Consider the following 25,091-nt stretch of genomic DNA (forward strand, 5'->3'; position numbering starts at 1 on the left):
TACTTATGCGCGAAGAGTTGAACCAAGGCCTGATCGATTTCCTCAAGGCCTCCCCTACCCCTTTCCATGCCACCGCCAGCCTTGTCCAGCGCCTGGAAGCGGCAGGTTTTCAACGTCTCGACGAGCGCGAGCCGTGGACCACCGAAGCCAATGGTCGCTATTACGTCACTCGCAATGACTCCTCAATTGTCGCGTTCAAGCTGGGCCGGCATTCGCCGCTACAGGGCGGGATTCGCCTGGTCGGCGCCCATACCGACAGCCCGTGCCTGCGGGTCAAGCCGCAGCCGGAGTTGCAGCGCCAGGGCTTCTGGCAGCTGGGTGTCGAAGTCTATGGCGGCGCGCTGCTGGCGCCGTGGTTCGACCGCGACCTGTCGCTGGCCGGGCGCGTCACCTTCCGTCGTGATGGCAAGGTTGAAAGCCAACTGATCGACTTCAAGGCGCCGATCGCGATCATTCCCAACCTGGCCATTCACCTCAACCGTGAGGCCAACCAGGGTTGGGCGATCAACGCCCAAACCGAATTGCCGCCGATCCTGGCCCAATTTGCCGGTGACGAGCGCGTGGATTTCCGTGCCGTGCTCACCGATCAGCTGGCCCGCGAGCATGGTTTGAACGCCGACGTGGTCCTCGACTACGAGCTGAGCTTCTACGACACCCAGAGCGCGGCGATCATCGGCCTGCATGGCGACTTTATCGCCGGCGCGCGCCTGGACAACCTGTTGTCCTGCTATGCGGGCCTGCAAGCCCTGCTGACCGCCGAGACCGATGAAACCTGCGTACTGGTGTGCAACGACCACGAAGAAGTCGGTTCCTGCTCGGCCTGCGGTGCCGATGGACCAATGCTGGAGCAGACCCTGCGCCGCCTGCTGCCGGAAGGTGATGAGTTCGTACGCACCATTCAGAAATCGCTGCTGATCTCTGCGGACAATGCCCACGGCGTGCACCCCAACTATGCCGACAAGCACGATGCCAACCATGGCCCGAAACTCAACGCTGGCCCGGTGATCAAGGTCAACAGCAACCAGCGCTACGCCACCAACAGCGAAACCGCCGGCTTCTTCCGCCACCTGTGCATGGCCGAAGAAGTGCCGGTGCAGAGCTTTGTGGTGCGCAGCGACATGGGATGTGGTTCGACCATCGGCCCGATTACAGCCAGCCACCTGGGCGTGCGTACCGTGGACATCGGCTTGCCGACGTTCGCCATGCACTCGATTCGTGAACTGTGCGGCAGCCACGACCTGGCGCATCTGGTAAAAGTGCTGAGCGCGTTTTACGCCAGCCGCGAGTTGCCATAATCCTGTAGCCGCTGCCGAGGCACTAGGCTACGCGGGCCGAAATGGGCGCAGTGGAAGTGTCAGTTTTATTGGACCAGCGCAGCCTTCGGCAGCGGCTACAGGTTTGTTTCTGATACACATCAATCCGGGTCGCAGTAAAGCGACCTAGACTTATTAGTACTCTCTCTGACAAGGCAGTCGCCATGATCTCGATGTCGTCGTTTCACTCCATGCTCATTCCGATCCTGACCGGGATGATCCTGCTGGCCATCGGCTTCAACTTCCGCGACAAAAACGCCGGGGTGTTCACCATGTGGGTGGGCATGCTGCTGATTCTCGGCACAGTGGTCTACAAGATCCTCGCCAAACTCGCCGAATAAATCAGCCCGCCAAGCTCGCATTGGCCCGGACTGCCTCGTACACTCGGTCGATCCGCTATTGTCCGAGGTTGCCCGCCCAGTGTTCGCTCGTCTGTTCCGCCTGCCCTACTGCCTGCTTGTCTGCCTGCTGACCCTGCTGCCGCTGACAGCTGCCCAGGCGGTCGGCCTGCCGGGGCTGCTCAATAACTCGAGCAAGACCCAGGCCCAGGCCGACCAGCCACTGGGGCAATCCCTGGATGAAGTGATCAAGTCACTGGAAAACGACCAGCAACGGGCGAAGCTGCTGGCCGATCTGAAAAAGCTGCGCGACACCACGAAAAAGGCTCAGCCGATCAGCGAGGAAGGCGTGCTCGGCCTGATAGGCGGCACCCTGGCGAGCCTGGAAAAACAGTTCTCCGGTGCCGACAGCCCGATCAACCGCTGGTCCGCAGAATTCGACCAGGCCAAGGACGAACTCTCGGCGCTGATGCTGCCCGCCAGCGAATGGCTGCCGATCATCTTTGCCTTTGCCATGATCCTCATGCTCTGGAGCCTGCTGGCCGCCGCGCTGATCTGGATCAGCCACCGGGTCCGCCTGCGCTTTGGCCTGACCGAGGAACTGCCGCAACACCCCAAGACCTGGGACATGCTGCGCTTTGCCCTGCGCAAGCTCGGCCCCTGGCTGATCGCGCTGTTGATCACGGTGTATATGAGCTACGCCCTGCCTTCCTCCCTGGGCAAGGACCTGGCCATGGTCCTGGCGTATGCGCTGGTGGTCGGCACCTTCTTTTCGGCGATCTGCGTGGTGGCGTTTTCGGTGCTTGACGGCCCGCATCGTCACCGCGCGCTCTACATTCTGCGCCGTCAGGCATTCCGCCCGCTGTGGTTGATCGGCAGTTTTGCCGCCTTTGGCGAAGCCCTCAGCGACCCGCGCCTGGTGGCCAGCCTGGGCAGCCACCTGGCGCACACCGCCGCCACGCTCGCCAATGTGATGGCGGCGCTTTCCACGGCGGTGTTCATCCTGCGCTTTCGCCGCCCGATCGCCCACCTGATCCGTAACCAGCCACTGTCGCGGCGCCTGACCCGCCGTGCGCTGAGCGATACCATCGAAATCATTGGCACGTTCTGGTACTTGCCAGCGCTGCTGCTGGTAGGCATCTCGCTGTTCGCCACCTTCGTTTCCGCCGGCGACACCAGCACCGCCCTGCGTCAATCGCTGATCTGCACCGTGCTGCTGGTGCTGTGCATGGTGATCAACGGCCTGGTGCGACGCCACTCGCTCAAGCCCCTGCGCGGACACAAGCGCCATGCGCTGTATTCCGAACGCCTGAAAAGCTTCTGCTACACCCTCGCCCACCTGCTGGTCTGGCTGGCGTTTATCGAGCTGGGATTACGGGTCTGGGGCATGTCGCTGATCCGCTTCACCGAAGGCGAGGGCCACGAAGTCAGCGTCAAACTGTTCAGCCTCGCCGGCACGCTGATCTTCGCCTGGCTGATCTGGATCCTCAGCGACACCGCCGTGCATCACGCCCTGACCCGCTCGCGCAAAGGCCTGGCCAATGCCCGCGCGCAGACCATGATGCCGCTGATCCGCAACGTGCTGTTCGTGGCCATCTTCATCATTGCCACCATCGTCGCCCTGGCCAACATGGGTATGAACGTCACGCCGCTGCTGGCCGGTGCCGGTGTGATCGGCCTGGCGATCGGTTTCGGTGCGCAGTCCCTGGTGGCCGACCTGATCACCGGCCTGTTCATCATCATTGAAGATTCCCTGGCTATCGATGACTACGTCGACGTCGGCGGCCACCTCGGCACCGTCGAGGGCCTGACCATCCGTACCGTGCGCCTGCGGGACATCGACGGCATCGTGCACACCATCCCGTTCAGTGAAATCAAGAGCATCAAAAACTACTCCCGGGAGTTCGGCTACGCGATTTTCCGCGTGGCCATCCCCTACAACATGGAGATTGATGACGCCATCAAGCTGATGCGCGATGTCGGCCAGAAGATGCGTTCCGACCCGCTGCAACGGCGCAATATCTGGTCGCCCCTGGAGATCCAGGGTGTAGAGAGCTTTGAATCCGGCAGCGCGGTGCTGCGCGCACGCTTCAAGACCGCGCCGATCAAGCAATGGGAAGTGTCACGGGCCTTCAACCTGTCGCTCAAGCGCCACCTCGACGCCGCAGGCCTGGATCTGGCGACCCCACGCATGAGCATCCAGGTGATCACCGGCGCCGGCGGTGCAGAAAAAGAGTAAGCCCCTCCCTCCTGCACGCCGGTCACTTGGCCAGTGGTCGGTATCAGGCCACGTCGACCCCGACATGGATCGCATCATGGCGCCAGAACTCCAGATCACAATCGATCAGCCGCTCGTGCTGGTCGTAGTTGACGCGGGCAATGCGCAATCCGGGGCTGCCCACCGACACCCGCAAGGCCGCCGCCGCCTCCACCTGCAACGAGGTCGGCACGATCTCGAAGCGCACCCGCCCGTAATGCAGGTCGTAGTGCCGGGCGTAGAGTTCGGTGATCGACTGGTTCAGGTCAAGATCGAGGATCTTCGGAAAGTACTGCGGGTTCAGGTAGTGCTCGACATACAGCACCAGCCGCTCATCGATGCGTCGCGCCCGGCAGATCTGGATCACGCTGGATAACGCCGGCAGTTGCAGCCAGGCACAGACCGCCGCCGACGCCGGCTGCAAGCGTGCGGAGATGACCTCGGTGGAAGGTACCCGTCCCTGGGCACTGACCATGGCGTGGAAGTGGCTGCGCTGCATCAGGTTGTAAGCCAGCCGTGGCGGCGAGACAAACCAGCCGCGGCGCTCCTCGCGATAAATCTGGCCCTGGGCTTCCAGCTGCAGCAACGCCTCACGCACCGTGATACGGGTGGTGCCGAACAACTCACTGAGTTTGCGCTCGGCCGGCAGCTTGCTGCCTGCCGCCAGCAGGCCATGGTCGATCTGTTCCTGCAGGACCTGGCCAATGGCGGTTACCGCCTTTGTTGCATCGATGCGCATCAACGTTACCTATCTGGACTAGACCAGCACTGTTACAGGGCAGCCAGCCTGGCAAACAAGGCCTCTGCAAGTCGCCCAAAGCCTAGGCAATACATATGACTGACAGATGACAAAGCCGCCGAACGGCTGTTGCAGACACCTGCAATTACTTCGCCAAGTCCTTTCATATCAGCTGTTTAGCCATGGTCTACGCTTATCTCGCGGCGCCCAACCTGCGGCCATCAAAAACCTTGCAGGACTGATGCCGACATCAAAGTGTCATCCAGCACGCCTAAATTGGCTCAGGTATTGCTGACCTAGACCAACCCAACCGCAAACGTCGATAAAAACGCAGCGTTGAACACGCCCAAAGGAGCTTTGGATGAAACAGCTTTTCCTGGCATCACTGTTAGGCTCGACCATTGCCATGTGCACCGCAGCCATGGCGGCTGATACCGATTTGAAAACCCTGGAAGCCGCTGCGAAAGCGGAAGGTGCGGTCAACAGCGTCGGCATGCCCGATGACTGGGCCAACTGGAAAGGCACCTGGGACGACCTGGCCAAACTCTATGGCCTCAAGCACATCGATACCGACATGAGCTCGGCCCAGGAAATCGCCAAGTTCGCGGCCGAAAAAGACAACGCCAGCGCCGACATCGGCGACGTCGGTGCCGCCTTCGGCCCGATCTCGGTCAAGCAGGGCGTGGTTCAGCCTTACAAGCCAAGCACCTGGGCCCAGGTCCCGGATTGGGCCAAGGACAAGGACGGCAACTGGGCCCTGGCCTATACCGGCACCATTGCCTTCATCATCAACAAGAAATTGCTGCACGGGTCCGAAGCGCCGAAAAGCTGGGCCGACCTGGAGAAAGGCAAGTACAAGGTTTCCATCGGTGACGTCAGCACCGCCGCGCAAGCCGCCAACGGTGTATTGGCCGCCGCCATCGCCAAGGGCGGCGATGAAAAGAACATCGAGCCGGCGTTGCTGCTGTTCGCCGAAATCGCCAAGCAGGGACGCCTGTCCCTGGCCAACCCGACCATCGCCACCATGGAAAAGGGTGAGGTCGAAGTCGGCGTGGTCTGGGACTTCAACGGCTTGAGCTATCGCAACAAGATGGTCAACAAGGACGACTACATCGTGCTGATCCCTTCGGACGGTTCGGTGATCTCCGGCTACACCACCATCATCAACAAATACGCCAAGCACCCGAACGCCGCCAAACTGGCACGCGAATACATCTTCAGCGACGCCGGCCAGACCAACCTGGCACGGGGCAACGCCCGGCCGATCCGTGCCGAACACCTGACTCTGCCGGCCGAGGTCCAGGCCAACCTGCTGCCTAACGAGCAGTACAAACACGTCACGCCGATCAAGGACCCCGATGCCTGGGAAAAGACCTCCAAAGGCCTGCCGCAGAAGTGGCAGGAAGAAGTGATCATCAACATGCAGTAAGGCTGCAATCCCCTGGGGCCGGGTTGCCGGCTCCTGGCGGTTCAACGCTGTATCTGATCCGGAGTCCTGCAACCCATGAAGCACAACGTCATCCTGGTGGTGCTCGACGGCCTGAATTACCAGGTCGCCCGAGATGCCATGGGCCACCTTCAGGCTTACTGCGGTGCAGGGCGCGCAGCGCTGTACCAGCTCGAATGCGAACTGCCCGCCCTGTCTCGCCCGCTCTATGAATGCATCCTCAGCGGGGTACCGCCGATCGACAGCGGCATCGTGCACAACAATGTCTCGCGGCTATCGACCCAACGCAGCATCTTCCATTACGCCCGGGATGCCGGGCTCAGTACCGCCGCGGCGGCCTATCACTGGGTCAGCGAGCTGTATAACCGGACGCCCTTTGTCGCGGCCCGTGATCGGCATACCGACAACCCGGAGCTGCCCATCCAGCAGGGGCATTTCTACTGGAATGATCACTACCCGGATTCGCACCTGTTCGCCGACGCCGAGCACCTGCGCCTGCGCCACGCGCCGAACTTCCTGCTGGTGCACCCGATGAACATCGACGATGCCGGGCACAAGCACGGCCTCGACACCGCGCAGTACCGCAACAGCGCACGCTCGGCCGACATCATCCTGGCCGACTACCTGCAAGGCTGGCTCGACGCCGGTTACCAGGTGCTGGTGACCGCCGACCACGGCATGAACAACGACCGCTCGCACAATGGCCTGTTGCCCGAAGAGCGCGAAGTGCCGCTGTTCGTGATCGGTGATGCGTTCAGTTTCAACCCTGACGCCGCGCCCACGCAGACCCAATTGTGCGGCACGGTCTGCGAGTTGCTCGGCGTCCCCCACGACAAACCTGCATGCCGGGAGCTGTTGAAGTGAATTCAGTCACCCGTGGTAAATGGCTGGCGATCCTGTGCCTGGTGCCTTTCGCCCTGTTCTTCATCGTGTTCCAGATCGCGCCGCTGATCTGGGTCATGACCAACAGCCTGCGATCGGAAGAGTTCGGCTGGGGCCTGGCCAACTTCAGCAAGATCTTCAACTCCAAGTTCTACCTGCAATCGATCCAGTACAGCCTGGAGCTGGCGTTCTGGTCCAGCACGTTCGGCATCGTCATCGCGGTGCTCGGCAGCTACTCGCTGCGTCGCGTGGATTCCAGATTGCGCAACTTCGTGAACGCCTTCGCCAACATGACCAGCAACTTTTCCGGCGTGCCACTGGCCTTCGCGTTCATCATCCTGCTGGGCTTCAACGGCACCATCACCCTGATGCTCAAGCAGTCGGGGATCATTCAAGACTTCAACCTGTACTCCAAGACCGGGCTGATCATTCTCTACACCTACTTCCAGATTCCCCTCGGCGTCCTGCTGCTGTACCCGGCGTTCGATGCCCTGCGCGAAGACTGGCGCGAGTCGGCTTCCCTGATGGGGGCCAATGGCTGGCAGTTCTGGCGCCACATCGGCTTGCCCGTGCTGACCCCGGCCCTGCTCGGCACGTTCGTCATCCTCCTGGCCAATGCCCTGGGCGCCTACGCCACGGTATTTGCCCTGACCACCGGTAACTTCAACGTGCTGCCGATCCGCATCGCGGCGATGGTGTCGGGGGATATTTCCCTGGACCCGAACATGGCCAGCGCCCTGGCCGTGGTGCTGGTAGCGCTGATGACCCTGGTGACCATCGTCCATCAGTTGCTGCTGAAGAGGAGCTACCATGTCTCGCGCTGAACAAGGCTCCGCCCACCTCTACCACCGGGTAGTGGTCTACCTGCTGTTCGTGATCCTGTTGCTGCCCCTGGCCGGGACCCTGATCTACTCCCTTGCCAGCAGCTGGTCGGCGACCATCCTGCCCAGCGGTTTCACCTTCAAGTGGTTCGTGCAGCTGTGGAGCGATCCGCGTTTTCTGAGCGCATTCGGCCAGTCACTGCTGGTCTGCGTCGGCGCCTTGATCCTGTCGGTGGTGCTGATCCTGCCGTTGCTGTTTGTCGTGCATTACCACTTCCCCAGGCTCGACGCGCTGATGAATATCCTGATCCTGCTGCCCTTCGCGGTGCCGCCGGTGGTGTCGTCGGTCGGCCTGTTGCAGCTTTACGGTTCAGGCCCCTTCGCCATGGTCGGCACGCCGTGGATCCTGATCGGCTGCTACTTCACCGTCGCCTTGCCGTTCATGTACCGGGCGATCACCAACAACCTGCAGGCAATCAACCTGCGCGACCTCATGGATGCGGCCCAATTACTGGGCGCCAGTACCTGGCAGGCGGCGATCCTGGTGGTGCTGCCGAACCTGCGCAAAGGCTTGATGGTGGCGTTGCTGCTGTCGTTCTCGTTCCTGTTCGGCGAGTTTGTGTTCGCCAACATCCTGGTCGGCACCCGCTATGAAACCCTGCAGGTCTACCTCAACAACATGCGCAACAGCAGCGGCCACTTCACCAGTGCGCTGGTGATCTCGTACTTCCTCTTTGTCCTGGTCCTGACCTGGGCCGCCAACACCTTGAACAAGGACAAAAGCCAATGAGCTATGTCAGCGTCCAGCATCTGCAAAAAAGTTACGGGCAAAAAGGCGCCGCCGCCACGCCGGTGTTCAGCGACATCAATTGCGAAATCGCCAAGGGCGAGTTCGTCACCCTGCTCGGCCCCTCCGGCTGCGGCAAATCCACCCTGCTGCGCTGCATCGCCGGTTTGACCCCGGTGGACGCCGGCAAAATCCTTCTCGAAGGCCAGGACATCGTGCCGCTGAGCCCGCAGAAACGCGGAATCGGCATGGTGTTCCAGAGCTACGCGCTGTTCCCCAACATGACCGTGGAACAGAACGTCGCCTTTGGCCTGCGGATGCAGAAGGTCAACGCCGACGACAGCCACAAGCGCGTGCTCGAAGCCCTGCAATTGGTCGAACTCAATGAGTTTGCCGGGCGCTACCCCCATCAGCTGTCCGGCGGCCAATGTCAGCGCGTGGCCCTGGCCCGCTCCCTGGTGACCCGCCCGCGCCTGCTGCTGCTCGATGAGCCGCTGTCGGCCCTGGATGCGCGGATCCGCAAGCACCTGCGCGAGCAGATCCGGCAGATCCAGCGCGAGCTGGGTCTGACCACGATTTTCGTGACCCATGACCAGGAAGAAGCCCTGACCATGTCCGACCGGATCTTCCTGATGAACCAGGGGCGGATCGTCCAGAGCGGCGACGCCGAGACCCTCTACACCGCGCCAGTGGATGCATTCGCCGCCGGGTTTATCGGCAACTACAACCTGCTGGACGCCGAGAGCGCGAGCCGCTTGCTGCAACGGACGATCAGCGGACGCATCGCGATTCGCCCGGAAGCCATTGAACTCAGCCGCAGCGGCGAGCCTGACGCCCTGGTGCGTAGCCACAGCCTGCTGGGCAATGTGATTCGCTATCGCGTGGAAGCCCGGGGCGTGGAATTGGTGGTCGATGTGCTCAACCGTTCGGCGGCCGACTTGCATGCCGACGGCCAGCGCCTGGCACTTTCCATCGATCCCTCAGCCCTGTGTGAGGTAGCCTGATGCCTTTGACAGCAACGCTTCTGAAGAGAGACCTGCACTGATGGCCCTGGCAATTTTTGATCTGGACGAAACCCTGATTCACGGCGACTGCGCCACCCTCTGGAGCGAGCAGATGGGGCGCCTGGGCTGGGTCGACAGCGAGTCGTTCATGCGCCGCAACCACGAGCTGATGGACGCCTACAGCCACGGCAAGCTGGCGATGGAAGAGTTCATGAGCTTCAGCCTGGAACCCATGGCCGGGCGCACCCCGGAAGAAGTCGCTCACCTGGTAGGACCCTGGGTCGAAGACGTGATCGAACCGATCATCTACAGCGACGCCTGCAAGGCCATCGCCGCCCATCGCCAGGCCGGTGACCGGATCCTGGTGATCTCGGCCTCGGGCACGCACCTGGTCAAGCCGATTGCCGAGCGCCTAGGCATCGATGAAGTGCTGGGGATCGAGCTGGAAGTCACCCACGGGGTCTACAGCGGCAACACCGTCGGTACCCTGACCTACCGCGAGGGCAAGATCACTCGGCTCCTGCAATGGCTGGATGAAGAAGAGGAAAACCTCGAGGGCGCAAGCTTCTATTCCGACTCGCGCAACGATTTGCCGTTGCTGCTCAAGGTCGACCACCCCCACGCGGTCAACCCCGACCCGGTGCTGCGCGAACATGCCGAAAAAGCCGGCTGGCCGATTCATCACTGGAAGTAACCAGCGCCTGATAGGGCCGCGGCTACCCTCTCTGGAGCCGCTGCCGAAGGCTGCGTTGCCCCTCGACAACGCCGCATCTCAACAGCGATTTCCCACCGCCCGACACCGCCAGGGCAGCCTCACGGCAGCGGCTACGAGTGACGGTCAAACCAAAGTGGGATCAATCACCAGCACCAGCTTGCCCGAGACCTGATTGGTCGCCAGTTCGGCAAATGCCGCTTCGGCATCCTTGATCGGGTAGGCCCTGGCCAATTGCGGGCTCAGGCGCCCTTCGGCGAACAGGGGCCAGACGTGTTGGCTCAGGTCGCTGAACAGGTCCGCCTTGAATTGCTCGTCGCGGCTGCGCAGGGTCGAACCGAGCAATTGCACACGCTTGGCCAACACCTGGGCCAGGTCCAATTTCGCCTCGCGCCCCCCCATCAAGCCAATCAGTGCCCAACGCCCGTCACGGGCCAGCAGCTTGAGGTTGAGCGCGGCATAGTTGGCACCGACCGGGTCGAGAATCACATCAAACGGCGCGAAATCATTCAGGCCTTCAAGACCATCGGTACGCACCACGCCCCCCTGTGCGCCCAGGGACTCACAGTACGCCAGGCGCTCGGCCGAACCGACGCTGACCCAACAGGGATTGCCAAAGGCCTTGCACAGCTGGATCGCCGCCGAACCGACGCCACTGGCACCGGCGTGCAGCAGAACCTTTTCCCCAGGCTTGAGCGCCGCCAGCTGGAACAGATTCAACCACGCCGTGCTGTACACCTCCGGCAAGGCCGCGGCCTCGGCCAGGGACAGGCCTTCCGGTACCGGCAATACATGACGGGCATCGACCACCACTTCCTCGGCCATGCCGCCGCCAGCCAACAGTGCACACACCCGGTCGCCGATCTGCCACGACGCCCCCGGCCCCACCTCGCTGATCACTCCGGAGCATTCCAGCCCCAGCACCTGGCTCGCACCGGGCGGCGGTGGATAGAGCCCGGCCTTCTGCAGCAAATCGGCTCGATTCAGGCCGGCAGCGGCCACCCGGATGCGAACTTGACCTACATCACACGCAGGGCTCGGCTCTTCAACCCACTCCACTTGACCTTCAACGCCTTGCAATGCTTTCACAGTGCCTCCATAGTGAGTCTGGACTGAGCCCGATGCTGTAGCGCCGGGCTTTTTGCATTATGCGACCGGCCCTTATGGAACCGGCGACTTCAAAGACGGCCTAATATGCGTTATCAATTGCCCCCGCGTCGAATCAGCATGAAGCATTTGTTCCCCAGCACCGCCCTCGCTCTTTTCATTGGTATTGGCCTGTTGCCGATGTCGGCCAATACGTTCGCAGCCAATAGCTGGGACAAACTTCAGCCTGATCGCGAAGAGGTGATTGCCAGCCTTAGCGTCGTCGAGCTGCTCAAGCGCCACCATTACAGCAAGCCTCCGCTGGATGATGCGCGTTCGGTGATTATCTACGACAGCTATATCAAGCTGTTGGACCCTTCGCGCAGCTACTTCCTGGCCAGCGATATCGCCGAATTCGACAAGTGGAAAACCCAGTTCGACGACTTCCTGAAAAGCGGCGACCTCAACGCCGGGTTCACCATCTACAAGCGCTACCTGGACCGGGTCAAAACCCGTCTCGATTTCGCCTTGGCAGAGTTGGACAAGGGCGTCGACAAATTCGATTTCACCACCAAGGAAACCTTGCTGATCGATCGCAAGGACGCTCCCTGGCTCAAGACCACCGCAGAGCTCGACGACCTGTGGCGCAAACGCGTCAAGGATGAAGTCCTGCGCCTGAAGATCGCGGGCAAAGAGCCCAAGGCCATCCAGGAACTGCTGACCAAGCGCTACAAGAACCAGTTGGCGCGCCTGGACCAGACCCGTGCCGAAGACATCTTCCAGGCCTACATCAACACCTTCGCCATGTCATACGATCCGCACACCAACTATCTGTCGCCAGATAACGCGGAAAACTTCGACATCAACATGAGCCTGTCGCTGGAAGGCATCGGCGCCGTGTTGCAGAGCGACAACGACCAGGTCAAGGTCGTACGCCTGGTGCCGGCTGGCCCGGCAGACAAGACCAAACAAGTGGCACCGGCAGACAAGATCATCGGTGTCGCCCAGGGCGACAAGGAAATGGTCGACGTGGTCGGCTGGCGCCTGGACGAAGTGGTCAAGCTGATCCGTGGCCCGAAAGGCACCCTGGTGCGCCTGGAAGTGATCCCGGCCAGCAATGCGCCAAACGATCAGACCAGCAAGATCGTGCCGATCACCCGCGAAGCGGTGAAGCTCGAAGACCAGGCGGTGAAGAAGTCGGTCCTCAACCTGAAACAGGACGGCAAGGACTACAAGCTCGGGGTGATCGAGATCCCGGCCTTCTACCTGGACTTCAAGGCCTTCCGTGCCGGCGATCCGGACTACAAGAGCACCACTCGCGATGTGAAGAAACTGCTGACCGAGTTGCAGAAGGAAAAAGTCGACGGCGTGGTCATCGACCTGCGTAACAACGGTGGCGGCTCGCTGCAGGAAGCCACCGAGCTGACCAGCCTGTTTATCGACAAAGGCCCGACCGTACTTGTGCGCAACGCTGATGGTCGCGTGGATGTGCTGGAAGATGAGAACCCGGGGGCCTTCTACAAAGGCCCGATGGCGCTGCTGGTCAACCGCCTCTCGGCGTCGGCCTCGGAGATTTTCGCCGGTGCGATGCAGGACTACCACCGCGCATTGATCGTCGGCGGCCAGACCTTCGGCAAAGGCACGGTGCAAACCATTCAGCCGCTCAACCATGGCGAGCTGAAGCTTACCCTGGCCAAGTTCTACCGGGTTTCCGGGCAGAGCACCCAGCATCAGGGCGTACTGCCGGACGTCAACTTCCCATCAATCATCGACACCAAGGAAATCGGCGAGAGCGCCCTGCCCGAAGCCATGCCGTGGGACACCATTCGTCCTTCGATCAAGCCTGCGGTAGACCCGTTCAAACCGTACCTGGCACAGCTCAAGTCGGAACATGAAGCACGTTCGGCCAAAGACGCGGAATTCGTCTTTATCCGCGACAAGCTGGCCCTGGCGCAGAAACTGATGGCCGAGAAGACCGTCAGCCTCAACGAAGTCGAACGCCGCGCACAACATGCCGACATCGAAGCCAAGCAACTGGCCCTGGAAAACGCCCGCCGCAAGGCCAAGGGCGAGGACCCGCTGAAAGAGCTGAAGAAAGAGGACGAAGACGCACTGGCCGCCGCCGAACCGGACAAGACCAAACCGGAAGACGATGCCTACCTCAGCGAAACCGGGCGCATCCTGCTCGATTACCTGAAGCTCAACACCTCGGTCGCCAAGCACTGACAATGATGGCAATTTAATGCTGACGCTCCTCGGAGCGTCATCAAACAGTCATCATTCTGTCGTGAAATAAAGGACCGGGCGCTGCTCTTGAATCAAGGGCTCGCCCGGTCCTTTTTTTTTCGACAGAGATCGCCATGACCACGACCGAACAGCTGAGTGCCTTGAGTTCAATCCTGGCTCAAAGCGGTTTGCACAGCCTGTTCCAGCCCATCATCAGCTTCTCCGAACGTCGAATCCTGGGTTATGAAGCCTTGAGTCGCGGCCCCTCCAACAGCCCGCTGCATTCGCCGGTAGCGCTGTTCGCCGTGGCCCGCCAGGCCGGACGCCTCAGCGAATTGGAAATAGCCTGCCGTCACAGTGCCTGCAAACGGTTCAGCGAGCAGCAACTGCCCGGCAAACTGTTCCTCAATGTCTCCCCTGAATCCCTGCTTGAAGCCGCCCACCAGCCTGGCCGTACCTTGCAACTGCTGGAGGACTTCGGTATCCCGCCGAGCCAGGTGGTCATCGAACTGACCGAACAGACGCCAATCGATGATTTCGGCCTGCTGCAAAACGCACTGCACCATTACCGCGACATGGGCTTCTCGATTGCCTTGGACGATTTGGGCGCCGGTTACTCTAGCCTGCGCCTGTGGTCGGAACTGCGTCCGGACTACGTGAAAATCGACCGCCACTTTATCGACGGCATTCATCAGGACGCGTTGAAGCGCGAATTCGTTGGCTCGATTCTGCAAATCGCCAGGGCCTCCCGGGCCCAGGTTATCGCCGAGGGCATCGAACTCGCGGAAGAGTTGGCGGTGCTGACCGAGATGGGCGTCGATCTGATTCAGGGCTATCTGCTCTGCCGCCCGCAAGAGCAGCCCCCCCGGGACGCCCGCGCCATGCTGCCCAAGCACGAGAGCAGCACGGTAGCCTTGAGCGATGAAAGCCCCGACCTCAGCGCCCTGCTCAACGAGCAACCGGCAGTGGCGCGTAATACGCCGACCGCCACCGTACTCGAGGCCTTCCGCTCCCAGGCCAACCTGAACTCGCTGGCGGTGCTGGATGAGCGCGGCCAACCCTGTGGCATCGTGCACCGCCATTCGCTGTCCGATGCCCTGCTCAAGCCCTTCGCCACCGACCTGTTCGCGCGCAAGCCCATCAGCCGGCTGATGAACGACGACTTCTTGGCCGTAGAGCTGAGTCAATCACTGCAGCAGGTCAGCCGGCTGATCACCAGCCGCGCACGCCAGCGCATCGAAGAAGACTTCATCATCACCCTCAACGGCGGCTACCTGGGCCTGGGGCGGGTAATCGATGTGCTGAAACTGATCACCGAGCTGAAAATCCAGCAGGCACGCTATGCCAATCCGCTGACCCTGCTGCCGGGTAATGTGCCGATCCAGCAATGCCTGACGCGCCTGCTGCAACAAGGGCGGGAGTCGGTGATCTGTTATGTGGATATCGACAGTTTCAAACCCTTCAACGATATCTACGGCTACGGCCGCGGCGATGAAGTGCTGCTGTGCCTGGCGCAATGCCTGAACGATCGTGTTGACCCCAGTCGCGACTTTGTCGGGCATATCGGCGGCGATGATTTTTTGCTGGTGCTGGGCCCCGAGGATTGGCGCAAGCGCTTGAGCCAGCTCCTGGATGATTTCCACAGCCAGTGCCGACGCTTCTACCGCGCCGAACACCTGGAAGCCGGGTGCTTCATCGCGCCCAACCGCCAGGGCGTGCGCCAGGAATTCGCCCTGCTGTCATTGTCGATCGGGGTGGTGCATCTGCATCCAGAGGCCTGTGGACAACTCGACTCCAGCCAGCTCGCCGAGCTGGCCTCCCAGGCCAAGCACCACGCCAAGAATGTGCTGGGTTACAGCATCCATGTGATCGACAGCCTGGACCTGGCGGCCACACTCAGCGCTGAGGGAGTGCAGGATCCGGTGGATTCAGCTGCGCAAGCTTGAGCTCGGCCAACGGGTGCCCGGCCTTGGCCGCCATGGTCCACCAGCGCGCGGCTTCGGCCGGGTCAGGTGCCTTGCTGGCTGTGCCGGCGAGGCTGATCACCCCGACCTGATAAGCGGCCTTGCCGTCCCCGGCCAACGCCGCCAGACGCAACAGGCGCACACCTTCCTCGCGAGCACCGAGCCCCTGGCCACGAAAAGTCAGGATATGCCCGTAGAAGCTCTGGGCATCGACATCGCCGAGGTTGGCCATGCGCGCAAATTGCCCTTCCAGCCAGTGCCAACTGCGCGGTTGCCGCACCAGCCATGACCAATGAAACAACCGGCGCGCCAGCCAGTAGCCGAAACGCGCCTTGAGTCGCCAGAACATGTCAGGCCTCCGCTGATTCGGGGTACTCGTATTCGAACACCCGCACCACTTCCGAAGCATGCCAGGAGGCCGCGGCTACACCGTCGGACGGCCCGGAAAAACGCCCGAGACGCTCGACACACTCAAAAAAACCGGTGCGTGGCAGGCGACTGGCGCCCTGGCTGATGACCAGCGAACTGCGCAGCGGTTGTTCCGCGCGCGCATCCAGAGCCGCCAAGTGTTCGAGCGCGGCGGTCAGGGTCTGCATGGCGGGGCTGGGTAACTGCAGGCGCTCAAGGAGCGCACGATAAGTAAGAAGATGACGCTGTCGACGGGCCTGATCCAGTTCACCCAACAGCCCATCCCAATGCTGACGACTGATCCTTACACTCACGGTTGCTCCCTCCACCCCGGCACCGTCAGTTCCCAGGCCAGGCTGCGGCGAATCGCAGCGTCGGGTAGACGCTCGCCGCTTTCAATCAGGGCCAGGTAAGACGGGCTGATGCCTACTTTGCGGGCCAGCGCCTCAATGGCGATGCCCTTCCCTTCGCGCAAACTGCGTAGTTGATCCAGGCCAGGAAGGACCTGGCCTGGTGCGGCCGCGTGGATGACGGAGTCCGGGCGCGGCGATGGGTCGGTGATCCCTGCTGCTGTCAATAAAGCCTGATACTGAGCCCATGGCACAACCGCATATTCGGGCTCGCCATCGCGTGCAATTATCTGAATATCCATTACTACCCCGTAGGACAACGACACTTAGCGAGTCGGACTTTTCCCTTGAAGTGTAATCCTAACAGTCGCCAAGGTCGCGGGGAGCATCATTGTATGGATCCGTTGCGCAGGATTCAGTCTTTCTTCGGGGCCTCGAGTTGCAATTGCTCCGGGGTATCGGGCAAACGTTCAACCACGGCGAGCTTCTCCGGCAGTTGGCGATTACGCCAAGCGCGGAAGGCATTGAGTTCGTCGTCCAGGGTTTTCATCACCCAGGCCAGCACGGCGATGTCGTCGATCATGCCGAAAACCGGAATGAAGTCGGGAATCGCATCCAGCGGACTGAGGAAATACATCAGGCCAGCCACAATTGAAATCATCGACTTGGGGCTGATCGCCCGATATTCGCCACGCCAGTAGGCCAGGCACAAGGCCTGGAGCAGTCGCAGGTCGTCCTTGAGCTTGCCGAGGCGGTTGCCCTGGCTGGCGCCTTTGCTCGCCACGGCGAACAACAGGGTAGGCAGGCGACCACGGCTGAGCAGCCTTCCGGCGAGGGGCAGGAAGCGGGAAAAATTCCACGGCGCTTTCATCTTCACTCCCACTGAAATGTTATCCACACAAATTGTGGATAACCTTGTGAACAGAGCTATTTTTCACGGCTGAAAGCCCCGTTTCATAAGGGCTGAGGTCAGATCGGGCGTTTTTTACTCACATAAAAAAACCCATTATTTCATTGACTTGGCAGCCTTGTGCGGCTACCCACTGCTTACCTCTTGATCAGACTGCGCCTTGCAGCGTCCGTTCGCATTTTTTACCAGCATCAAGCGCCAGATGCGACAACGCCCCGTCAAGCGGGGCGTTGTTTCAAACACAGACGCGTATTACTTGGCGGCGTCTTGCTTGGCTGGATCTTTTATACCCAGCAGTTCCAGCTCGAATACCAGCACCGAGTTGGCTGGAATCGCCGGGCTCGGGCTTTGCGCGCCGTAAGCCAGGTCGCTAGGGATGTACAGCTTGTACTTCTCGCCAACGTGCATCAGTTGCAGGCCTTCGACCCAACCCGGGATCACGCCGCTTACCGGCAGATCGATCGGGCTGCCACGCTCGACGGAGCTGTCGAACACGGTGCCGTTGGTCAGGGTGCCGGTGTAGTGAACAGTCACTACGTCAGTCGGCTTGGGCTGAGCGCCGTCGGCCTTCTTCAGCACTTCATACTGCAGACCGGAAGCGGTGGTGGTCACACCAGACTTCTTGCCGTTCTCTTCGAGGAATTTCTTGCCGGCTGCAGCCGACTCTTCGCTGACCTTGGCCATGCGCTCTTCTGCACGTTTTTGCAGGGCAGCGAAGGCTTCGACCAACTCGTCATCTTTCAGCTTCTGTTCTTTCTTGCCGACGGCATCTTCGATGCCCTGGGCTACCGCTTTGGAATCCAGATCATCCATGCCTTCCTGGGCAAGACTTTTGCCCATGTTCAGGCCAATACCGTAGGAAGCTTTTTGCGCCGGGGTTTTCAGCTCTACGCTGGTCTGCGAGTCACAACCCGCAAGTACCAGGCTAACCAGGGCCACCGCCGCCGCCAACCGATGCTGTTTCATGCTATTTCCTTGTTCATGCGCCAAAAGGGCAATCGAATAAAGCCGCGAGCTTATCAGGCGCCCACAACCAATGGCTACCGGCATGAGAGCAACAAACCCTGGATTAGTTCACGTCTTAAAGCGCATTTAATCAGCCTGCAAAGGCCAGGGCGGCACCCGCCGCCAAAGCCCGCGGGCGGCCTGATTACGCGATAATGGCGACTTGCCCAGCCTGGTGCCCTAGTGCATAAGGAAACAAAATTCGACAAGGATGTTTAACTTGCGCCTTTTCTACCGTGTATTGACCCTGATCGCACTGCTGCTCGGAATTATCCTAGCCGTCGTCCTGTACTACGTCGCCAACCCCAGATTGCCGGCCTATCAGCCGCCGCAACAGGTGCACTACCTGGAACAGTGGAGTGCTGCCGACCGCCAGACCTACTACTTCACCCCCCAGGGCACCCAGGTCAAAGGCCTGCGTTATGAGTGGTTCGGCGCCCTGGAGTTGCCGTTTTCCGAGCAGCGCTTCGCGGCACCCGAGTACTTGGCGCGCTTCGGCTTCCTGGTGGACCCGGCGCAGAAAGCCACGCCGAACAACCCGGGCAATCTGCCGGTGGGCTTTGCCCGCCACCAGAACCCGGGCAACTCGGCGCAGTACTTGGACATCACCTGCGCCGCCTGCCACACCGGCGAGCTGCGCTTCAATAACCAGGCACTGCGCATCGACGGTGGTTCGGCCCAGCATGTGCTGCCCTCCAGCGTGCCGACCCTGCGTGGCGGCAGTTTTGGCCAGGCGTTGGTGGCCAGCCTGGCCGCCACCTATTACAACCCGTGGAAATTCGAGCGCTTCGCGCGCAATGTACTGGGCGATGATTACGAGGCCCAGCACCAACAGCTGCGCAAAGATTTCAAGTTGTCGCTGAACAACTTCCTGCGCGTGGCCTGGAACGATACCCACCGGGGCCTCTATCCAACCGAAGAGGGCCCGGGACGCACCGATGCCTTCGGCCGTATCGCCAATGCCAGCTTCGGCGATGCGATCACTCCCGATAACTACCGCGTCGCCAACGCCCCGGTGGATTACCCGCAACTGTGGGACATCTGGACCTTCGACTGGGTGCAGTGGAACGGTTCGGCCCAGCAGCCCATGGCCCGAAACATAGGCGAAGCCCTGGGGGTGGGCGCCACCCTGAATTTCTTCGACGGCAACGGCCAGCCGCTGCAGAACGAAGCACGCTACCCCTCAAGCGTAAGGGTGCGGGACCTGAACCTGATTGAAGAAACCCTGCAGCGCCTCAAGCCGCCAGCGTGGCCGCAGGAGCTGTTCGGCGCCATCGACCTGCCGCTGGCGGCCAAGGGTCGTGGGCTGTTTAACGAGAACTGCGCCGGCTGCCACGTGCCTCCCGTGACCCAGGTCAACGGCCGCCCGGTCCAGCAATTGAAGATGCTGCCGGTCGAGGTGATCGGCACTGACCCCAACAGCGCCAACAACATTGCCGACCAGCGCTACGACCTCAGCGCCCTGAAGTGGGACGCCGCGCAACTGTCAGCGTCCAATGTGCAACTGCATCCGACGCTCACCGAGGCGCTGGACATGAGCCAACTGTCGGTAGCCAAGGGCCTGGCCTACGTCACCGCCTTTGTCGAGGAGCGCGCCTACCGCGATGCCCAGGTCACCCCCGAAGAGCGGCCCCAGCTCGACGGTTTCGGCCTGCCGATCGGCGTACGCGAACTGCGTGCCTACAAGGCCCGGCCGCTGGCGGGGGTGTGGGCCACGCCGCCGTTCCTGCATAACGGTTCGGTTCCAAGCATCTATCAGTTGCTGTCGCCTCAGGATGAGCGCGCCACCACCTTCTATAGAGGCACCTTCGAATACGACCCGCGCCACCTGGGTTATCGCACCGAGGCTTTCGCCAATGGCTTCGTGTTCGACACCCGAATCAGCGGCAACCACAACAGCGGCCACGAATTTCGCTCGGGGGCACGGGGCAACGGGGTGATCGGTCGCCTGCTGCAACCCGAGGAACGCTGGGCCCTGCTCGAATACCTGAAGGTCCTGGGCGGGCCGCTGGAACCACAACTGCCATGATGATCGACTTCGTTAAAAGGATTGCCCCATGCTGATAACCCTCTGGCTACGCGTCGGTGCCCTGCTGGGCAAGACTCTACTCTGGCTGCTGGGCCTGGGACTGCTCGGTTGGGCCCTGTCCAGCGCCTGGTTTGCCTGGCACCACAGCGGCGCGGTCTCGGCCCAGGAGCAGATTCCGTCGGGCGAGGCGGCCATGACCCAGGGCATCATCCAGACCGCCGTACGCATCGTCGACCAGCACCGCGAAGGCACTCGCTACCTGCGCGATGCCCACGCCAAGGCCCACGGCTGCGTCAAGGCCGAGGTCCGGGTGCTGGAGCAACTGGCCCCCGAGTTGCGCCAAGGGGTCTTCGCCGAGCCGGGCAAGACCTGGCAAGCGAACATCCGCTTGTCCAACGGCAATGCCTACCCGCAGTTCGACAGCATCCGAGATGCACGGGGCATGGCGATCAAGCTGCTCGACGTGGCGGGGCCACAACTGCTCAAGGACCAACCGCTGCGCACCGAACAGGATTTTGTGATGTTCAACCATCCCAACTTCTTCGTCAGCGATGTGGCGGAATACGCGCAGAACGTCGCGGCCCAGGCCGACGGCAAGAAGGTCCTGGCGTTCTTCCCCGGCTGGGATCCGCGCAGTTGGCAGGTGCGTCATCTGTTTATCGCCCTGGCTACCCTGTCACCCGCGCCTACCAGCCCGACCCAGACCACCTACTTCTCGGTATCGCCCTACAAGTTCGGCAGCGCCAACGCCAAATTCCGGGTCGCGCCGGATCCGGCGAGTTGCCCGAGCTACGAGCTGCCGGCGCAGAATCAGGACCTGCCCAACTTCCTGCGCAGCGCCCTGACCCAGCAACTGTCCACCGACCGGGTGGCGGCCTGCTACGTGTTGCAGATCCAGCGCCAGGACCCGAGCAAATACATGCCGCTGGAAGACACCAGCATCGAGTGGCGCGAAAGCGATGCCCCGTTCGAGACCGTGGCCCGGGTCAGGATTGCGCCCCAGGATTTCGATACCCCGGCGCAGAACCTGGCCTGCGACAACCAGTCCTTCAACCCCTGGTTCGGCCTGGAAGAACATCGCCCGATTGGCGGCATCAACCGCCTGCGCAAAGCGGTGTATGAAGCCGTCAGCGACTACCGCCACAGCCGAAACGCCGAGCAGTGATCAGCGCCGCGCAGCCCTCAGGGTTTACCCAGGACCTTGCTGAAGGTCTGCGCCGAGGGTTGCAGCCAGCGCGCCTGAACCAGCAGCGGGATGACGGCGGCGTCCGGTTCAACCCGCCCATCCACCTGCACGCGCTGGCGTTGCAGGTCGGCCTCGACCTTGAAACCGTGTTCGCCAGGCAGCTGCAAGACTGCCAACAGTTGCAGCCCATCCCGGCATTGCAGTTCGATCCGGGTGCTGCCCAGGTTGATCTGCCATGGGCTCAGCAGCGCGAGCTCGCTGCCCAGTAATTCACCTTCAGCGCTGCGACAACGACGCCCGGCGCCATTGACCTGGAGCCGCCCCTGCCAGCGCCCGTCCAGCACCCATGCCGTCGCGGGCATCGCGCTGGCCGCACGCGGTGCCAACTGCACCTGCCAGTTCCAGGGCCAGCCGCGGACCGAGCCCTCCCAGAACCGTTGTTGAAACCCCAGGTTCAACCGCACCTCCCGCGCCCAGGGTCGGACCTCCCACTCCAGCGGCCCCAGGCTTGCGAACCGGGTCGCCCGGCCCTGCCACACACTGCCCGAGACCCCGTCGGGCTGCCATTGCGCTGGCCAAGGCACCTGGCGGGCGACAAAGGCTGCCGGCAGTTCCAGCAACAGGGTCAAGGCAAACACCAGAACGCCCCAGGCGATGTGGCGGCTCATGCCCCCTCAACCCCGGCGGCCAGCTCCAGGCTGAAGGCGTATCCTTGCGCGCCACGCTCCAGGCTCCACTGCATCGGGCGCCCGCCCTGTTCCTGCACCGTGCGCAGCAACTGCTGCAAGGCTTGGGGACCGGGCAGTTCACCCTGCAACTGCCAGCGTTCGCCCTGGCGTTCGACATGGGTCAGGACCCACTGCCGCGAGGCGGCCAGGGCCTGCCAGTGTTCATTGGAAAACACCGGGCGCGGCGCCAGGGTGCGCGCCTGCTGGGCCAAAGCCTGCCACTGGCGCGCCTCTTGCCAGGCCGCCAGCAGGGGCCGGGTCAAGAGCACCAGCAGCAACAGCAGCACCAGGGCCCAGCCGACCAGCACGCCATAACGCCGGGCCGGGGCCAATTGCTTGAAGCTGTCCAGGTACGCAAGCATCCGTACGCTCATGGCTGTTCCCCCAGATCAAAGCTCAACTGCAGGTCAGCGCCAGGGCCCTGGGGCTCGGCACGCCATTGGGCCCCGGCTGCCTGGGCCATCGCCTGCCACTCAGCCGGCTCGGGCCGCACCCCGCTGCCACTGAGGCCCACGCGCCAGAGCCGGCCGTCAAAATGATTGCTCGATACCGACCAGCCCGGCTGTTGTTGCAACCAGGCCGACAGTGCCTGCTCCAGGGTGACGATCTGCTGCTGACGCACCCGCCAGTCAGTGTCCTGATTCTGCAACCGAGCGAGCGCGCCCCGCGCCTGGAGCGGGCTGCTGGACGGCCCGGCCACGGCCTTGACCTGAGCCTTCCAGTCAGCGAGCTGCTGCCAGGTCTGCAGCAGATAAACCGCACCCCAGCAGACCGCCAGCAACGCGCAAGCAAGCAGCAAGCGGCGCTGCAACCCGGTCATCAGCGCAGAGCGACGCCCGCGGCCAGGCTGCGGACGCGCGCCCTCCAGCACCCCGGGCACCTGCTCCAACGCTGCCAGTCGCGAGGGCCAGGTGCCTGCAATCTGCTCCACGGGCAACTCACGCCAGGCCTGCGGCAAAGTCGCGCCCAGCACCTGTGGCCACACCAGCCACTGCCCGGGCTGCGCCTGGCCACCGCGCTTGAGACACAGCAACTGCTCGCGCTGCCAACACACGCCGTGCCCGGGTTCGGGCTGCGGCAACAATTGCAGCTCGGCCCAGCCCTGGGTGATCTGCACCCCCAGCGCCGCACATTCGGCCAGCCACTGCTGCACCTGCTGGCGCTGCATCACCAGCAGCTCGAGGTGCCCGCAATCCCGGGACAAACAACTGACCAGCAACTGCTCGGCAGGCTGTTGCCCATAGTCTTCGAACAATTGCGGCCACTCATGGCGCTTGAGCCCCGGGGGCGCCGGCAGGCAGAAATGGCTGCAATCGAGCGCTGGAATGATCAAGGCCCCGGGCAGCTCCAGATAGGCGGCCGGCGGCGGCCAGTCACCGCTGGATCGAGGCTGCTGCGCGGCGTAGTGCAGCCATTGCCAGCCAGCGTCGGTGCTGGTCGGCGGCCGCACCAGCAGCCACTGTCGCGGCTTGGCCCGCAGACGCTCAAACATGCTGCGGCTCATGGCTGGGTGTCGGGCAAGGCGAAGGTACAGACATAAGGCGCTCCTTGGTGCTCGAACTCGATCCGCACGCCACGATTGGGCTGAGCGGCAACGGTGGAAGGAAAGGCCAGCCAGCGCGTGCCCTGATAAAAACTGAAGGTGGCCCGGTCGATGTTTTCCAGCGACTCACGCAGCTCCCAACGCGGCATGCCGGCCGCGTAAAGGTCGGCCGAGGTCAGGAGATTCAGGCGCCGTTGCCGGGGGTCGAACACCAGGCGCTGGCGCTGCACCCGGGATGTGGCGTCAGCCGCTGGCCAGGCGCCCAGTGCTACCCACTGCAAGTGGCCGAGCCCGGGTTGCCAATCCAGCCAGGTCAGCCCCAGTGGCAGACGCTGTTCATACAACTGACGCAGCACCAGGGCATCGAAACGCCGCTCCAGGGCCAGGCAGAACTCCAGCACCCGGGGTTCGCTGCCAGGCTCTTCAAGGCGCTCGCGAACCTTGATCCAGCCATTGACCAGGGCCGCGAGCAGCACCCCGAGCACCGCAGTCAAGGCCATCGCCACCAGCAACTCGATCAGGGTCAGGCCGCGCTGCGCCGCCCTCATGGGCGCACCAGAAACAGGCTGAACCGGCCCAGGGGCTGGCGCTGCTCGGGGTCGGCGAACAGCGTCAGCTCCCCGCGCCGCAGGCGGTTGACCCCGGTGTTGCCCAGCGCCAATTGCCAGTGACAGGTGGTGTGGCCCTGGCGCAGTTCGCCACTCACCGCGTTGATCTGCGGCCAGTAGCGTTCCACGCCAAAGCGCGCTTCCAGCTCCCGGGCGCACAAACTGCCGACACGGTGTTGCGCCACCGCCTGGTGGGTGGCGATGCGTTGGCGCAACAGCTGGCTGACCATCACCGCCATCAGTGCGGCGATCCCCAGGGCGACTGTGACTTCGAGCAAGGTAAAACCTCGTTGGCGCTTCATGGCTGGATCGCAATCTCCAGGGTGTTGTCGGCGCGCCATTGCCAGCGCTGGCTGCCCTCGGGCCAGCGCCAGGTCAAGGCCACGGGGCGGGCCAGTCCGGAGGGAGTGAAAATCACCTGCGGCTCGGCGCTGCGAGGCCAGTCGGGCTGCAACTGGGCCGGCCAGGGCGTGGAGCGTGCACCCTCGACGCGCCAGGCTCCCCGGCCCTGCGCCACCTGCCAGCGCACGAACTCCGGCTGCCGGCCGTTCCAGCGCAATCCCAGCAGTTGTCCGCCATGCCGGGCCTGGGCGGCTTGGGTCCGGGCGTCATTGGCCAATTGCGCCAGAGCCTGGCGCATCGGGGCCTGGCCGGCATCCAGCGCAGCCACGCCGAGGGCGCTGAACAACCCGACGATCAGCAAGACCACCAGCATTTCCAGGAGCGAGAAACCGTCGCAGCGCGGCAT

At 62.5% G+C, this 25,091-nt stretch carries 26 protein-coding genes; 13 read left to right on the forward strand and 13 right to left on the reverse strand.

Features of this window, described 5'->3' with window-relative positions; genetic code table 11:
- Positions 1–5 precede the first annotated feature (5 nt).
- From JFU57_RS31825 to JFU57_RS31835, 3 genes are all read left to right on the forward strand, one after another.
- Positions 6–1,295, forward strand: coding sequence for a M18 family aminopeptidase (locus tag JFU57_RS31825; RefSeq protein WP_078470752.1), 1,290 nt, complete (start codon positions 6–8; stop codon positions 1,293–1,295).
- Between the two features lie 182 nt (positions 1,296–1,477).
- Positions 1,478–1,654, forward strand: a complete 177-nt coding sequence (locus JFU57_RS31830) for a hypothetical protein (RefSeq protein WP_020295542.1) — start codon at positions 1,478–1,480, stop codon at positions 1,652–1,654.
- 79 nt (positions 1,655–1,733) lie between these two features.
- Positions 1,734–3,890 (forward strand): mechanosensitive ion channel family protein, encoded by a 2,157-nt coding sequence (locus JFU57_RS31835; protein WP_078470753.1) that lies wholly within the window; start codon positions 1,734–1,736, stop codon positions 3,888–3,890.
- Between the two features lie 43 nt (positions 3,891–3,933).
- On the opposite strand, the gene JFU57_RS31840 is transcribed toward JFU57_RS31835, so the two are convergent.
- Complete coding sequence (locus JFU57_RS31840) at positions 3,934–4,647, reverse strand: UTRA domain-containing protein (RefSeq protein WP_020295544.1); 714 nt, start codon at positions 4,645–4,647, stop codon at positions 3,934–3,936.
- Between the two features lie 361 nt (positions 4,648–5,008).
- Here JFU57_RS31840 and JFU57_RS31845 point away from each other — a divergent pair, with 361 nt between their 5' ends.
- The 6 genes from JFU57_RS31845 to JFU57_RS31870 all read left to right on the forward strand — a co-directional run bounded on the left by JFU57_RS31845 (position 5,009) and on the right by JFU57_RS31870 (position 10,282).
- A complete protein-coding gene (locus JFU57_RS31845; protein WP_201131947.1) occupies positions 5,009–6,076 on the forward strand; it encodes an ABC transporter substrate-binding protein in 1,068 nt (355 codons plus the stop codon).
- A gap of 75 nt (positions 6,077–6,151) precedes the next feature.
- Positions 6,152–6,958, forward strand: a complete 807-nt coding sequence (locus tag JFU57_RS31850) for an alkaline phosphatase family protein (RefSeq protein ID WP_201131948.1) — start codon at positions 6,152–6,154, stop codon at positions 6,956–6,958.
- On the forward strand, positions 6,937–7,800 hold the full coding sequence (locus tag JFU57_RS31855) for an ABC transporter permease (RefSeq protein WP_201131949.1): 864 nt from the start codon (positions 6,937–6,939) through the stop codon (positions 7,798–7,800). Before JFU57_RS31850 ends, JFU57_RS31855 begins: the two co-directional genes overlap by 22 nt.
- Positions 7,787–8,587 carry an ABC transporter permease gene (locus JFU57_RS31860; protein WP_201131950.1) on the forward strand — a complete coding sequence of 267 codons (801 nt, stop codon included), beginning with the start codon at positions 7,787–7,789 and terminating at the stop codon, positions 8,585–8,587. Before JFU57_RS31855 ends, JFU57_RS31860 begins: the two co-directional genes overlap by 14 nt.
- Positions 8,584–9,588: an ABC transporter ATP-binding protein gene (locus JFU57_RS31865; RefSeq protein ID WP_201131951.1), complete on the forward strand. Its 1,005-nt coding sequence runs from the start codon at positions 8,584–8,586 to the stop codon at positions 9,586–9,588. Before JFU57_RS31860 ends, JFU57_RS31865 begins: the two co-directional genes overlap by 4 nt.
- Positions 9,589–9,628: 40 nt before the next feature.
- Complete coding sequence (locus JFU57_RS31870; RefSeq protein WP_020295550.1) at positions 9,629–10,282, forward strand: HAD family hydrolase; 654 nt, start codon at positions 9,629–9,631, stop codon at positions 10,280–10,282.
- A 144-nt stretch (positions 10,283–10,426) separates the two neighbouring features.
- Here the strand turns inward: JFU57_RS31870 and JFU57_RS31875 are convergent, their stop codons facing one another.
- Entirely contained in the window at positions 10,427–11,389 is a 963-nt protein-coding gene (locus tag JFU57_RS31875; protein ID WP_078470759.1) for a zinc-binding dehydrogenase, read from the reverse strand.
- Between the two features lie 138 nt (positions 11,390–11,527).
- On the opposite strand from JFU57_RS31875, the gene JFU57_RS31880 reads away from it, so the two are divergent.
- The gene (locus JFU57_RS31880; protein WP_177326754.1) at positions 11,528–13,612 is read left to right on the forward strand and encodes a carboxy terminal-processing peptidase; all 2,085 of its coding nucleotides are present in this window, start codon (positions 11,528–11,530) and stop codon (positions 13,610–13,612) included.
- A 134-nt stretch (positions 13,613–13,746) separates the two neighbouring features.
- Positions 13,747–15,558 (forward strand): bifunctional diguanylate cyclase/phosphodiesterase, encoded by a 1,812-nt coding sequence (locus JFU57_RS31885; RefSeq protein ID WP_078470760.1) that lies wholly within the window; start codon positions 13,747–13,749, stop codon positions 15,556–15,558.
- Here the strand turns inward: JFU57_RS31885 and JFU57_RS31890 are convergent.
- The 5 genes from JFU57_RS31890 to JFU57_RS31910 form a co-directional block, all read right to left on the reverse strand.
- A complete protein-coding gene (locus JFU57_RS31890; RefSeq protein ID WP_201131952.1) occupies positions 15,509–15,925 on the reverse strand; it encodes a tetratricopeptide repeat protein in 417 nt (138 codons plus the stop codon). The genes JFU57_RS31885 and JFU57_RS31890 overlap by 50 nt on opposite strands.
- A 1-nt stretch (position 15,926) precedes the next feature.
- On the reverse strand, positions 15,927–16,298 hold the full coding sequence (locus tag JFU57_RS31895) for a hypothetical protein (RefSeq protein WP_003179080.1): 372 nt from the start codon (positions 16,296–16,298) through the stop codon (positions 15,927–15,929).
- A complete protein-coding gene (locus JFU57_RS31900; protein WP_043228752.1) occupies positions 16,295–16,636 on the reverse strand; it encodes a helix-turn-helix domain-containing protein in 342 nt (113 codons plus the stop codon). The genes JFU57_RS31895 and JFU57_RS31900 overlap by 4 nt, the downstream gene beginning before the upstream one ends.
- Positions 16,637–16,749: 113 nt before the next feature.
- Positions 16,750–17,205, reverse strand: a complete 456-nt coding sequence (locus JFU57_RS31905; protein ID WP_020295557.1) for a YkvA family protein — start codon at positions 17,203–17,205, stop codon at positions 16,750–16,752.
- A 291-nt stretch (positions 17,206–17,496) separates the two neighbouring features.
- Positions 17,497–18,210: an FKBP-type peptidyl-prolyl cis-trans isomerase gene (locus JFU57_RS31910; RefSeq protein WP_020295558.1), complete on the reverse strand. Its 714-nt coding sequence runs from the start codon at positions 18,208–18,210 to the stop codon at positions 17,497–17,499.
- Between the two features lie 259 nt (positions 18,211–18,469).
- Between JFU57_RS31910 and JFU57_RS31915 the strand changes: the two genes are divergently transcribed.
- Together JFU57_RS31915 and JFU57_RS31920 are read left to right on the forward strand one after the other, a co-directional pair.
- The gene (locus JFU57_RS31915) at positions 18,470–20,278 is read left to right on the forward strand and encodes a di-heme-cytochrome C peroxidase (RefSeq protein ID WP_201131953.1); all 1,809 of its coding nucleotides are present in this window, start codon (positions 18,470–18,472) and stop codon (positions 20,276–20,278) included.
- 28 nt (positions 20,279–20,306) lie between these two features.
- The gene (locus JFU57_RS31920; RefSeq protein WP_201131954.1) at positions 20,307–21,443 is read left to right on the forward strand and encodes a catalase family protein; all 1,137 of its coding nucleotides are present in this window, start codon (positions 20,307–20,309) and stop codon (positions 21,441–21,443) included.
- 17 nt (positions 21,444–21,460) lie between these two features.
- Here JFU57_RS31920 and gspN read toward each other — a convergent pair whose 3' ends face one another.
- The 6 genes from gspN to gspH are packed head-to-tail and all read right to left on the reverse strand — an operon-like array spanning position 21,461 to position 25,091.
- Positions 21,461–22,132, reverse strand: coding sequence for a type II secretion system protein N (gene gspN / locus JFU57_RS31925; RefSeq protein ID WP_201131955.1), 672 nt, complete (start codon positions 22,130–22,132; stop codon positions 21,461–21,463).
- Positions 22,129–22,566, reverse strand: coding sequence for a type II secretion system protein GspM (gene gspM, locus JFU57_RS31930; protein WP_078470765.1), 438 nt, complete (start codon positions 22,564–22,566; stop codon positions 22,129–22,131). The genes gspN and gspM overlap by 4 nt, the downstream gene beginning before the upstream one ends.
- Positions 22,563–23,684 (reverse strand): GspL/Epsl periplasmic domain-containing protein, encoded by a 1,122-nt coding sequence (locus JFU57_RS31935; RefSeq protein ID WP_201131957.1) that lies wholly within the window; start codon positions 23,682–23,684, stop codon positions 22,563–22,565. Before JFU57_RS31935 ends, gspM begins: the two co-directional genes overlap by 4 nt.
- 8 nt (positions 23,685–23,692) lie before the next feature.
- Positions 23,693–24,283 (reverse strand): prepilin-type N-terminal cleavage/methylation domain-containing protein, encoded by a 591-nt coding sequence (locus JFU57_RS31940; protein ID WP_078470767.1) that lies wholly within the window; start codon positions 24,281–24,283, stop codon positions 23,693–23,695.
- Positions 24,280–24,645: a type II secretion system protein gene (locus tag JFU57_RS31945; protein ID WP_201131958.1), complete on the reverse strand. Its 366-nt coding sequence runs from the start codon at positions 24,643–24,645 to the stop codon at positions 24,280–24,282. Before JFU57_RS31945 ends, JFU57_RS31940 begins: the two co-directional genes overlap by 4 nt.
- Positions 24,642–25,091 carry a type II secretion system minor pseudopilin GspH gene (gspH, locus tag JFU57_RS31950; RefSeq protein WP_201131959.1) on the reverse strand — a complete coding sequence of 150 codons (450 nt, stop codon included), beginning with the start codon at positions 25,089–25,091 and terminating at the stop codon, positions 24,642–24,644. Before gspH ends, JFU57_RS31945 begins: the two co-directional genes overlap by 4 nt.

Source organism: Pseudomonas sp. TH07 (assembly GCF_016651285.1).
Classification (GTDB): Bacteria; Pseudomonadota; Gammaproteobacteria; order Pseudomonadales; family Pseudomonadaceae; genus Aquipseudomonas.

Coding starts and splice junctions, on each gene's coding strand:
- JFU57_RS31825 (WP_078470752.1), top strand. CDS start 6: ATGCGCGAAGAGTTGAACCAAGGCCTGATCGATTTCCTCAAGGCCTCC.
- JFU57_RS31830 (WP_020295542.1), top strand. CDS start 1,478: ATGATCTCGATGTCGTCGTTTCACTCCATGCTCATTCCGATCCTGACC.
- JFU57_RS31840 (WP_020295544.1), bottom strand. CDS start 4,647: ATGCGCATCGATGCAACAAAGGCGGTAACCGCCATTGGCCAGGTCCTG.
- JFU57_RS31845 (WP_201131947.1), top strand. CDS start 5,009: ATGAAACAGCTTTTCCTGGCATCACTGTTAGGCTCGACCATTGCCATG.
- JFU57_RS31850 (WP_201131948.1), top strand. CDS start 6,152: ATGAAGCACAACGTCATCCTGGTGGTGCTCGACGGCCTGAATTACCAG.
- JFU57_RS31855 (WP_201131949.1), top strand. CDS start 6,937: ATGCCGGGAGCTGTTGAAGTGAATTCAGTCACCCGTGGTAAATGGCTG.
- JFU57_RS31860 (WP_201131950.1), top strand. CDS start 7,787: ATGTCTCGCGCTGAACAAGGCTCCGCCCACCTCTACCACCGGGTAGTG.
- JFU57_RS31865 (WP_201131951.1), top strand. CDS start 8,584: ATGAGCTATGTCAGCGTCCAGCATCTGCAAAAAAGTTACGGGCAAAAA.
- JFU57_RS31870 (WP_020295550.1), top strand. CDS start 9,629: ATGGCCCTGGCAATTTTTGATCTGGACGAAACCCTGATTCACGGCGAC.
- JFU57_RS31880 (WP_177326754.1), top strand. CDS start 11,528: ATGAAGCATTTGTTCCCCAGCACCGCCCTCGCTCTTTTCATTGGTATT.
- JFU57_RS31885 (WP_078470760.1), top strand. CDS start 13,747: ATGACCACGACCGAACAGCTGAGTGCCTTGAGTTCAATCCTGGCTCAA.
- JFU57_RS31890 (WP_201131952.1), bottom strand. CDS start 15,925: ATGTTCTGGCGACTCAAGGCGCGTTTCGGCTACTGGCTGGCGCGCCGG.
- JFU57_RS31900 (WP_043228752.1), bottom strand. CDS start 16,636: ATGGATATTCAGATAATTGCACGCGATGGCGAGCCCGAATATGCGGTT.
- JFU57_RS31905 (WP_020295557.1), bottom strand. CDS start 17,205: ATGAAAGCGCCGTGGAATTTTTCCCGCTTCCTGCCCCTCGCCGGAAGG.
- JFU57_RS31910 (WP_020295558.1), bottom strand. CDS start 18,210: ATGAAACAGCATCGGTTGGCGGCGGCGGTGGCCCTGGTTAGCCTGGTA.
- JFU57_RS31920 (WP_201131954.1), top strand. CDS start 20,307: ATGCTGATAACCCTCTGGCTACGCGTCGGTGCCCTGCTGGGCAAGACT.
- gspN (WP_201131955.1), bottom strand. CDS start 22,132: ATGAGCCGCCACATCGCCTGGGGCGTTCTGGTGTTTGCCTTGACCCTG.
- gspM (WP_078470765.1), bottom strand. CDS start 22,566: ATGAGCGTACGGATGCTTGCGTACCTGGACAGCTTCAAGCAATTGGCC.
- JFU57_RS31935 (WP_201131957.1), bottom strand. CDS start 23,684: ATGTTTGAGCGTCTGCGGGCCAAGCCGCGACAGTGGCTGCTGGTGCGG.
- JFU57_RS31940 (WP_078470767.1), bottom strand. CDS start 24,283: ATGAGGGCGGCGCAGCGCGGCCTGACCCTGATCGAGTTGCTGGTGGCG.
- JFU57_RS31945 (WP_201131958.1), bottom strand. CDS start 24,645: ATGAAGCGCCAACGAGGTTTTACCTTGCTCGAAGTCACAGTCGCCCTG.
- gspH (WP_201131959.1), bottom strand. CDS start 25,091: ATGCCGCGCTGCGACGGTTTCTCGCTCCTGGAAATGCTGGTGGTCTTG.